This is a genomic window from Aporhodopirellula sallentina SM41, from assembly GCF_000346505.1.
GTDB classification, from domain to species: domain Bacteria; phylum Planctomycetota; class Planctomycetia; order Pirellulales; family Pirellulaceae; genus Rhodopirellula; species Rhodopirellula sallentina.
Map to the genome: position 1 here is coordinate 20,642 of NZ_ANOH01000219.1, position 11,233 is coordinate 31,874.

At 52.2% G+C, this 11,233-nt stretch carries 4 protein-coding genes; all 4 read right to left on the reverse strand.

Annotation, left to right across the window (positions count from 1 at the left end; genetic code table 11):
* Window positions 1–915: 915 nt before the first annotated feature.
* From RSSM_RS31705 to RSSM_RS14740, 4 genes are read right to left on the reverse strand one after another with little or no spacing between them, the layout of a single operon-like run.
* Window positions 916–3,414 carry an ABC transporter ATP-binding protein/permease gene (locus RSSM_RS31705; RefSeq protein WP_052336056.1) on the reverse strand — a complete coding sequence of 833 codons (2,499 nt, stop codon included), beginning with the start codon at window positions 3,412–3,414 and terminating at the stop codon, window positions 916–918.
* Complete coding sequence (locus RSSM_RS14730; protein WP_144059829.1) at window positions 3,411–5,906, reverse strand: vWA domain-containing protein; 2,496 nt, start codon at window positions 5,904–5,906, stop codon at window positions 3,411–3,413. The genes RSSM_RS31705 and RSSM_RS14730 overlap by 4 nt, the downstream gene beginning before the upstream one ends.
* A 55-nt stretch (window positions 5,907–5,961) precedes the next feature.
* Window positions 5,962–8,460 carry a hypothetical protein gene (locus RSSM_RS14735; RefSeq protein ID WP_144059830.1) on the reverse strand — a complete coding sequence of 833 codons (2,499 nt, stop codon included), beginning with the start codon at window positions 8,458–8,460 and terminating at the stop codon, window positions 5,962–5,964.
* 23 nt (window positions 8,461–8,483) lie between these two features.
* Window positions 8,484–10,715 (reverse strand): caspase family protein, encoded by a 2,232-nt coding sequence (locus RSSM_RS14740; RefSeq protein WP_160168134.1) that lies wholly within the window; start codon window positions 10,713–10,715, stop codon window positions 8,484–8,486.
* Between the last annotated feature and the right edge of the window lie 518 nt (window positions 10,716–11,233).

The window sequence follows — 11,233 nt, forward strand, 5'->3', positions numbered from 1 at the left end:
CGAATGGTCTGCCCCCACCCCTCGTAGGGTCGACAGGGCCCGGCCGCGGTGAATTGTAGACGAGGGAGATGGTTGACGGCGTCGCAGAGAATGAAGTTCCGTCACTCACCGAAAACAGGATCGAGTCCGAAACGCTTCCGGCCACGCCAACCGACTTGGCACCGCGTGCAGTCGCTGAATATTTCAATGCACCACTTGCGAGCTGGGCTGCAGAAATACGAGCGTCCAAAGTCACTGCCCGACCATCGAGCATCAGGCTACCCGTCGTTGGCAAGCGATCGACTCGCAACTCAGCCAGCGGTCTTCCTTCAGGGTCAGAGTAAGGAAAATCGGCGACTGAGAAGACTCGCTCCGCACTGCTTAAGTTGATTGTCCGGTCTCCGCCACGAGGTGGCGCATCGTTCGATCGTCCCCTGATTACCATCCCGCTCGCGTCAACCTCCGGATTGGGGGTGCCATCGGGCCAGTCGACGAGGCGTGGCGTATTTTCCTTGCCCTGGATCAGCGAGGTCTTCAGCATGTTCTCCAGTAGCGCCCGCTGATTCGAGGTTTCTACCTCACCCGTGATCACCACCTTGTTGTCTGCCTGCTCCAAGACGGTTTTGATATCGACGCCTTGATATGTGCCCGATGCGTCCTCCCCGACAATTCCCTCAAGTAGATAGTCTTTCAACGTCATTGTTTGGGACGCATCGTTAGACTTCGGAGCTAAAATGCTGATTTGGGCTTCTGCGGAAGTGCAAACAACGAGCGAAAACAGTAAGCCGCTCAGCGCCGAGCAGGTGGAAAAACGGAGCATTATTTACGCCTGAGTTAAACTTGGGAACGAACTCGCCCTAGGAATTGTAATTCCCCTAGGTTGCCGGGTCAACGTAGTCATTTCCGTCATTTGAGGATATACAATCATTGAGCTCATTACCTAACCGAAACGGCAGGTTTCAAACGTGCAGACTTAATTGTGCCGAACAAACAGGAACCCACGCAAACCATGACGAGGATCAAGCACACGCACGCGGCCATCAATGGATCGAGCACGAAAAGATTGCCATCCTGTTTTCCGATTTTCGCAAGGTAGTCCCCAATGGCGGTTCCGATCGCATAGCTGGTCGGCAAACTGAAGGCGGCAGCAGCGACCGCAAGCATCAGCCCTTCGAGCCCGAAGACCAACATCACACGTGAAGTGGTCATTCCGCATGCTTTCAGAATTCCGATCTCATGACGCTTTTGGCGTACACGCTGCCACATGCTCACTCCCGTCGCGAGGGATGCCACGACAAACGTGACGCAAATCACGCAGGTCAGCATGACGCGTAGTGGGCCGACCGTGTTGCGCAAAATCGCGAGCACGATCAGCGTATCGCTGTTCATTGGTTCGAATCCCAGAGTCTGCGCTTCGTCGGCGACGCGGTCGAGTTCATTGACATCGTCTTCGTTGACGTACAGCGATGCGCACTGATACGTATAGGGCACGCTGCGCGTCGTCTGCAGGGGTGGGAATCGAACGAGCAAACTTCCGCTGACCATTTCTTGTTCGGCCATCTTCGCGATGATCGCGTCTGCATACTGTTCCAGACGCTGTTTCGTTAGCGTCCCATCATCCTTGACCGTCAGCTTGATCGCTGAGTCAGGCTCCCAACTCAGCTCGAAACGACTTGTGAGCCGAAACTCGCGGAGCTTGCCAACGCATGAGTCGTATTCCTTTCTCGTGACCGGGGCAATCGATACATGCGACAATTCGGCTAAATCAGTATCAAGAACGACCTCGTGATTCTGCAGTGAGTGCGCTAAACCGTTTGGGACGATAAAGCTCGATGGCAAACTGCCAGGAATCTTGTCTGCGACACCGAGGATCTCAAGTCGAATTTTTGAGTCCTTATAGGCAATATCGACGAAATTCTGATCGTCCGCGACGACAAAGTCGGCAAGAAACTCTTGATCGATAATGATCTGCGGTGCACGATCGTCCGTGAACCCGCTTGGCTTTTTCTCGCCAATAAATTCAATCGCTTCAATCAACGGATCACCGATCATCAACGTGCGACCATTGGAGTAATTTCCCGTGTTGTCCTCGTTCCCTTGATAGAATAGGAAACTGGCTTGATTCCAACGCCTGATCTGTTGCGCTGGGTCACCAAATGCATCTCGGCCATCGCGAGTGGTAATCTTGCTTAATCGCTCGACCGCTTCATCGTCGATCGACGCAAGTTGACCAACCGGAACATTGATATCCAGGCGACGCGCTGTCGGTTTCGAGAGCTCTTGGTCGAGCAGTCTTGTCTTTCCTTCCAGCAATCCCCAACCAACCGTACAGAGAACGGTCATCAGAGCGAGGATTAACCAGCCAACAAGCGTGACACCCAGACTTTCACGACGAACAATATCACGAAAAGCTAAATGCCGAATGAATCCAAAAGGCGGACCACTCAAATGGTTCCCTGCTGGATCATCTGAAATATCCTCAGGCGTCTCGGATTCGTCAATTTCTGATTCGTGATCGGCTGCCTGGGTGAGTTGCAGCGAAGCGTGGACGGATGCCGTGGATTTCTTCTGGATCTGGCCATGCATCATCAGGTCGAGCAGATCGTCCGGGTTGGCGATCGTTGGAAATGACTTGTCCGCCCGCGGGATATCTGCCTTGGCGAATATCCCGTCAACAAACTTGCCGCCACGCACGACTAAGAAGTGATCGCAGTACTGAAACGCCAGTGGAATGTCGTGCGTCACCAACAGCAGTGTGCGAGCCTGATCGACGCCCTGCTTTTGCCATTGCACCAACTGACGCATGACATTGCTGGCGTTCTCTGGATCGAGGTTTCCGGTCGGTTCGTCCGCGAAGACCACATGAGGAGAGTGAGCCAATGCTCGACCGAGCGCGACCCGCTGACGCTGTCCACCCGACAGTTGTCGCGGAGAACGTTCGAGGGCTTCTTCCAAACCTAGCCGACGCAAAACGTTCGTCACCCGCGGCAGACGTTCCGACCGGCTGCGACCACCGAGTGCCATACTCAGCCCAACATTGTCGATACATGACAAATGTTCGAGCAAATGACCCTGCTGGAAGACGAAGCCGAAATGGCGCCCACGGATTTGATCGATTGTCAACTCAGATGACGAAGGGTCTGCGTAATTGACCTCAGTATCGCCTGAGAAATACCGAATCTCTCCCTCGGCATCTGGATTGTCAAGCAAACCCAACAAGTGCATCAGAGTGCTTTTGCCAGCGGCCGAGCGGCCGAGCACAGCGAGCCGAATCCCAGCCGGTATGTCGACGGACACGCGATCAAGAGCGGGTCCATCGACGGTCGAGTAACACTTTGAGAGATCACGAATCGAAAAGGCGAGCGGTCGGCCCGGTGGGTCCTTCACTTCTAGATTCTCGAGGGAATCGCGGCGTGTCCTATTCAAGACCGTCATGGGAGAAACTCACGAGGGATCCATCCATGGGCATTAAGGCCTCGGGACTCCGGATACCAAAACTCCCACCTCTTAAGTGAGTTCGGGACACGAACCCATTTTCGAATTGTGCCTGAATCGGAATATTTTGCGATCCGTTTCGCCTCAGCGTCTCTCATGTGATTGATTTTTACTGCAACTTGGTGCAGTAAATTCGCTTGATGCTCTTGGCTAAGGCCCCCGAGTTCCTTGTAGCTATACAGCAAAAAACCGGTGTGACACTGTACACCCAAATATTTCCCAGCAAGCTGATCGAGATTCTCCGTGAGCGCGAGTTCGTCTGGCTCTTCGCCCAGGATGCCGCTCAATGCTCGTTTCCACAGTTCACCCGCGTTCGCTTGATTGAATCGCGTCGCTGACTCGAGAAAATAAGTGAAACTCTGCAACTCTTCCCGACGGAAAAACGTGACATGCCGTAACGAGTCGATTATTTTTCCATCGACGCGTCTCTCGTCGGGATGGCGATCAAATGTCCACCCCCTATCGAATGCTTGAAGACCGCCGCCAGCTCGGATGTACTCCGTGAGGCCCTCGTTCTCTAACATCTGCATCGCCTGGCGTGCCCACATTATTTCGTAACTCGGCTTGGTATCGCTAACCGGAATCTCGTTCGGGTTTCGAAGAGTATCAGCCTTGAGCAGCGCCTCTTCGCGTTTATACTCGGTTGCGAGTTTGATAGCACTCAGTATTCGGTCTTGGTCGCTGATCGGCGCAACATTAGCAAGTCGCCGCTCCATCGCCGAACGATTGACCGCAGATAGTTTCTTTAGGTCTTCGTCGCTAAATATGGCTTTAACGGCTTCAGCGCGAAACGCGGCTGCAATCTCTTCCATCTGCGCTTGACAGGCATCGTTGTTGCCAACCGATAGCAACAACAAAAACGGAGCTGATGCTCCGTCGCCGCCCCCCGATGTCATCTTGATAATCTCGGAAGCCACCTTTCTCGGTGAAAACCTCTTATCGTCTGGATCGTTGGCCCCATCTCCGATGACAATCAGCATCTTCGTGGTGTTTTTCGAACCCTGTTTGACGACAGCGCCAGACTCATAAGATGAATGATCTGTAAACGATCGGGCGGTTGCCTCGAGGATCCCCTCAAAGACCTTTTGACGCCCGCCACCAAGCATTGCGTTTGTTCTATTGACTCGCTCGATCGCTTTGAATTGAGGTTCCAATCCAGGAGCAAACGCCCCCTGCCCTAATGCGCCGCGGTAAAAGTTGACAGAGAATTTAGGTGCAGGAATGTTTGCCCTCGAACTTGCATTCAGAGTTCCCCTACCTGCGAGCGAACCGAGCGTTTCGACGATTAAGTTGATGGATTCTCGGACCGTTTTAAAATAATTCTGCATCCCTTGTGTCGCGTCGACAACAAACACGATTTCGAACGTGTTTGCGTCAACAATCAGCTTGTCTGCCTGACGCTGCTGTACTTGAAATACCTCCCGAGACACCAGACGTTCACGAGTATCAGCGTCTAGTACGTCGCCGATCACACCGATCTCATAGATATTACATCCGCGAACTGGAGACTCTGACCGGCTTAACACCGGGTATCGCGATGTGGTTGCTGGCCATTTTTTCCACTCTTTACCGTCTAAGACCTCCCGAGCAAGTAGCTTCCCTTCTTGTTCGTATTCCTCAATAGGCCTCGCGTCAACGCTCAAATACTCCTCGAGAAATTCTTTGTCCTTGAAGACGACAATCGGCTCGCGACGAACTCCGTCTTCATTATTAAACTCAATGGCCTCGCGTGTGTTCCAAAAGACGAGACGCTCCGCCCCATTGTCCTCAATCGGCACCCATCCGAGCATCTCTCTTTTGACCAAATCACTTGCGGGTTGAGGATACTCTCGTTCAAATGCGTCAACGTAAGGAGCCCGTCCGATGAATGCTCGCCCATCTTGTCGATCGAAAATGTAAAAAATATCGAAAAACTTGAGAGGATTCGCAGTGATATATTCCGACTCCTTCATCCCCGTGGAACTCGTGTAGACAGGGACATCGCCCCACTGATTGATATCTGTGGCACGTGCGGAGTTGACCACCATCCCTTTCAGATACACGCCGGTTTCCGAGTCCGCCTCAGCCTTCCAGCCTCTATCCCATGGGAAAGTTAAACACTGTTCGCGGCGAATCCATCCGTAGAGGGTGTCGTAGGTGTTGGTCTCGACCGACCCATCTGGAGTTGATGCCAAGAGAATGTAGCCATTGGATTCTTTGACGACCAAAAAGCTACGCAGGTATTCGGCTGGTGTATTTAGTGGCTTGCCCCCGGGACTCGCCAAAAGCGGAATATTGTCGTGGTGAATGAACGCCCCAAGTGGCTGGTCTCCAGCCTTCGTCAACTTGGGCGTGGGTTTTTCCGTCGTCTTTTGCTGTGCCGAAAGCGAATGAATGTTCAATACGGCAAAACAACAGAAGAGGAGCGGCGTTCCTTTTACGATTAGCCTCATCGCGATCATTTCAAATCAGTTCTAGTGGTTGGTGAATCAATTCTATCAATATGGCTCAACGCCCAATGATGGCCTGTTTGATATTGTTGACTAAGTCCCGTTCCAGGTTCTTCCTCGCCGACTTTGAGACTGGTAGCACGACAAAATCAAAATCGACACCCTTAGAACGTAGGTATTTAAACTGTTCAGATCGTGTGTCGGTCAGATCCTCAAGTTGCGGCAATTTCGCCTCTGCTGAATCATCGGAAGCTTGGTACAGGACACAAACCTTTAAAGCGCAATCAAGCTTGTCGAAGCGATCTCGAAAATCGTTGTCTTTGGACCAAAGACTTTCCCACTCGTCGTCTTCGCGAGTAGTTGTATAGACGGGACAGTAAACGTAAACGATTGAACCACGTCGTGTAGCTTTCGAATTCCCTAACCACTCGAACATCTGCTCGAAGGCGAGATGAACGCTTGAGAAAAGTGTGCTGTTACGTCCGAATAATTCCACACCCTTCAAAAGCGTACTAGCGGCATCGTCTCGGTCGTCGCCGCCTAATTGGCTGGATGCGACCTTGGGGTTTGGATGAATATTCCAACACAACGTGACGTTGGTGGTTTCTTCCAAATCCCGAAAGTACGTAACTGACTCTCGCAACGCTTCCCGAATACTCGGTGGGGAGCTTGACTGAATGTAATTCTGCCCATCGACGACGATGAACACATCACGCGACGGGTTGTTGAGTGTGAACTGCAGCTCTTCGATGCGTTGTTCGTAATCTGCCTTCATCGCAACAAAGTAATTCTTAATGACCTCCAATTCGTCTTTAGCCGATCCGGCGTTCTGCAGGGCATCTTTCGAAAGAAGTTTGCCTAATTCACCGGCAAGCTTTGTTTGACGGTCGATGATTTCGGAGTTCCGCTGAGCAAGCGTATTGAAACGACTTTCAGATTTTTTAAAGTTGCGATAGTACGCTGAGGTTAGTTTGTTAAGGCGAACTAATTCGTCGCGAACCTGTCTGGCACCCACGTTGACCGGTGCGTAAGCCAAAGCACTTGGGGTGGTGATTCGATCGAGTTTAATGGAGTCGTCTCCGTAGAGGTTTTTTGTTTCTTGAGCCCATTTGCTTGGTGAGTAATTTGGCAGGATTTTCTTAAACTCTCCACGTGGTTTTCCAAGAACCTCAAACGCCGTCACTGCATCCTCAAGAGCTTTTACCGCCCACATCCTGTTATCGTTTCCGGCAAATTTATTCGATTCCGAGACAAATCTTGCTAGACTCGCGAAGTCGTCGGTACCCTCGCTGGCTAGCGTTATCTGTTTCTCGCGTCCCGGGTCCTTCTTCGACGTCCATTCAAGCCAGCACCGCTTTGACACACGCCAACGCTCCATGTCGATGACCTGATCATGAAGTCGCCATACCGCATCAACAGGAAACCGCTTACCGAACAGCGGTGACCAAATCAGGCTACTCTGGTCGAATGAGCCGCCGTCCTTCGACTTTGTGAACGCGGGTTCAACCATGACCTCGAACTGAATGATACAATTCTTCGCGAGGGGTGCATGTATCGCGTCCGGGTACAGAGAGACCAAAGCTTTCAGAATCTTGTAGAAGTTATCTGGATTGGGAGGGTCAGTTTTGACTCCTGCTCGCATGTCGCTCAGAGCTTGGCTGGCTATCTTCTCTTTCAGCTCGTCGAGACACTTTGACCACTGCTCAACTCTCAGTCCCTTTGAGCTGCTAGCGGTTACGCCCGGACTTTCTAACATGGATTGAACGAAGGCACGGCTGCTTTCCGAATCACCAAGGATGTTCAGGATTGACTCTTGGCTGACGTAGCCGTTCGATTGTGGCTGACCCTCAAGCTGTTTCCCAAATTCTCTTATACCGATCTTGAGTCGAATGTGGTCAAAATAGATTAGTTGAATGATAGGCGCAGGCGAGGAACCGCTTGTCCGCGAATCGGTCCCGAGGAAAGAGTTGGCTAAGGGCGTTCGATCATTAAGCAGTTCAGATTGGCCGTCCACCGGAAAGCCGTTGCCGTCTGCATCTTCGCTTGAGGTGCCATCGCCGGATTTAGCTCTCCGCTGATTGGTGATGATGTCAACCTTGCGAGAGATATCCTCTATTAGTCGGCTGATGAAGAGGATGTAGAGCCCTTCAACGTAGGAGCGAAAATAGTATTTGCTTAAGGGCTGCAAGTCGAATATTTTCCGATCAAGGGGTGCTCTATTCTTGAGCGTTTTCACCAGAAATGCGTTTGCTCTGCTGGCGCTCATCTCGGCATTGCCAGTGCGAAGATATGCCCACGCATCATTCAATTCGCTACACGCGCTACCAAACTCCAGCTGAATAACATTCCGAAGATCAACTTTTTCGGAAGCGTCGCCGTCACCTACGACCAAACGCGGCCCTTGAAACTCGAGGGTTTTCAGGCTTGCAGTCTTGATGCTGGCCTGGCCCGATTCAGGTACGCTCACGTAAGTGAGCGTCATATCTTGATCGGCCATGGCGATTGTTGCACCAAGCGTCGCGAGCAAAACTGCCACAAAGCTGCGTCGTGGATACATGTTAAGAACTCTTGTTTCCAGCATCAAAAGCCTGGTAACGCCCGAGGAAAATCAGGAGTGAACCGATTGTAGTTTTCTGGGTCGAGCAACTTGCTGAACCCTGAAACGAATTGCCCGCGAACCTGGATCAGGTGGATATCCTTCGCGTCAACTCCGCTCGATCGCAGGGTCGCTTCGATCCCGTCCCAGTGATCTTGCTCGCGTTGTGGGCTGAACGGTTTGAATAGGTTTGGATCAAAGGTGACAAAAATGAGCTTGCGACCTTTGCCTGTCTTCTTAATCGCTGCCTCAAGACAAAGCAGCGTATCTTGGTCATGAGGTGGGCTGGCGTTATCTGGCACTGATTCAGCGAGCAACTCGTTGACACGCCAACCGACCGAGCTCGATCCGCTAGGCCCGAACAAGTGAACCGCCCCGCCATCCAGCGATGCTTCAACGTTGAATTTTCGCGAGATTAACTTGAGGAAACGCTTCAGGTTCGCCTGCTGTTTCTTCATTCCGTATGACCAATCAATCGCCAAGACGATGTCACCGCTAACGCGGCTGAGTTCGAGCGTATTCACACCGGAGACGCGGACCAGCTGGTACGGCGTCTGAATTCGCTCGCCCAGCTCGGGTGTTTTGGCGGTTCTCTGAACATTGGTGGAGACGTACTTAAACAGCTCGGAGAAATCAACGCTTCCTTTACGGTCCCCGCTCTCGCGGTCAGCTGCGCCCCGCAACCCTTCGCAGAAGAAGTGGGTAAACAGGGACGACCGCTTTTGTGGCCACTCCCATGATTTCTGGTCACCTGTGGAACTCGCGAAAACGATGTAACCGCCATCACCCGTTTGCTTTGTTTCCAGCAGATTCGCGATTTGACCCGGGGTCGCAGTCGCTTGACGAGCGACGGACTTGGGCGCGTTCGCGGCCGCGTGGCAACAGTCGAGAACTAAGATTTTGTGTTTTGCGCGACAAGCACGAAAAGTCGCATGCAACTCATTAATCGGATATGCCTGCGCGACCGAATTCTCTGACGGATCGAGGACGGCGTCTTTCGTCACAAGCACACCCGATTGCCCAGGGTTGATGTGGCCATGCCCGGAGAAATAAAACAGGACAAACGAATTTTCTTTGGCCTCACTCGCAATTCGGCTAGTCAGCGCCCGAACGTTGCTGAGGGTCGGCTCAATTCGGCCTCCTGACGCCGCCATCCGAATATTGGCCTCGTCAAACGCGCAGTTTTCCAGCAGTGTTGTGCGGACAGCTTGTGCGTCTCGGGCGGCATAATTCAGCGGCACGATGGATGGGTCATCGAAGCTATTCACCCCAATCAGAATCGCATGACGACCAGGGTCAACATCACCTCGGACCGGGAAGAGCTGCTGGAGACTGAATTTCTGCGGTGAAACACTCCCGCGAACAATGATTTCGGGAGTCTGCAACCCGCGCATATCCGTCCGTAGGGCACTCTCCAACATCTTGAGCGTGGCATTGCGAGGAGTTGATCGCAACCGCTCGAGAAAGTAGTGAGTAAACAGACTCAGCTCCAAGTCAGGAACAATCTGAGACGTCTGGCTTTCGTCGGAAGCCGCAACAAAGATGAAGTTGCAGCGATCACTTACGACAGATTTCGACGTCGCTATCTCTGTGAGCTGGAAGATCTCGTCGAGTTCATGATTGGGCGAGCTACTTTGAGCCAAAAGGCTTTTGGATGCGACTCCCGGCGAAAGCGTTTTAGCGATCGCAGACGACTGAAGCGACTTGGCACTTCCTCCCGAAAAGCAAGAGTCAAAAACGACCATGATCTGCTTAGTGTGCAGACTCACATCTGCTAGCGTGGCATAAACCGTGTCATCCAGAACCATAGACGAGCGACCGCGATCGTTATCGACCCCTGATAAGAACTCGTCCTGATCGTCTGGGGGAGCCTCGTCGCCGTTGAGATCTCGAGTGTAGCCACCATGCCCGCTGAAGTAAAAAGTGACGTGGGAGGGTTTCTCCTCTGCTGCGTGACGAGCAAGCCGAGCAAGAGCGCTCCGGATGTCGTCACCGGTCGCGTCGTGCACAAGATCGATATCCTCGCTGGCGTAACCGCTGCTGAGGAGCCAATCACGAAACGCATTCGCATCCTTGATGCAGGCACGCAGCGGACCTTGCTTGTAGTTTTTGTTCCCAATAACCAGGGCAATCGGGTCTCCGGCGGTGACCACGGACGTAGCCACAACTAGAAGGATGATCGCCGAAAAAGCGAGGAATAAGATGTTGGCTTTCACGTTCAAGTTGTCGCCCCTCCAAATCAAAAGTTGATGACTCCACGACCAAAACGGCGGTCAGCCCGATTACGTGCGAAAAACGAAACCAAACCCGGTGGACAAAAAAGGAAATCCATCACAGTTAAGGGATAAGAATCTTTCCTAGCTATCAATTAGTGTGGTTGAAGTCACGGTAGTACTGCCTTGCAGACCTGAGCTTTCTAAAGGTCAGGCTTGCATCGCAATGGCGATCTATTCCGGTCCGCATCAACGTCAACCGAACAAATTGTTGACAACCCCCTAAGATTGGTCCATTATACTAGCCCTTGCAAATGCAAAGGTCCAGTCCCACCCCAAAAATCAAGAGTCCAGCGATGAACAATATGAGCATTTACGCACTTTTAATGGGCATTTTTACCGTAGGTAACCTAACCGTCGCTCACGCGTCGGATGACTATCGCAAATGGAAGAGCACTGACGGACGCGTTTCGCAGGAGCTGGCAAAATTCGTTGAAGTCCGTGGTGATCGAGCACTGTTC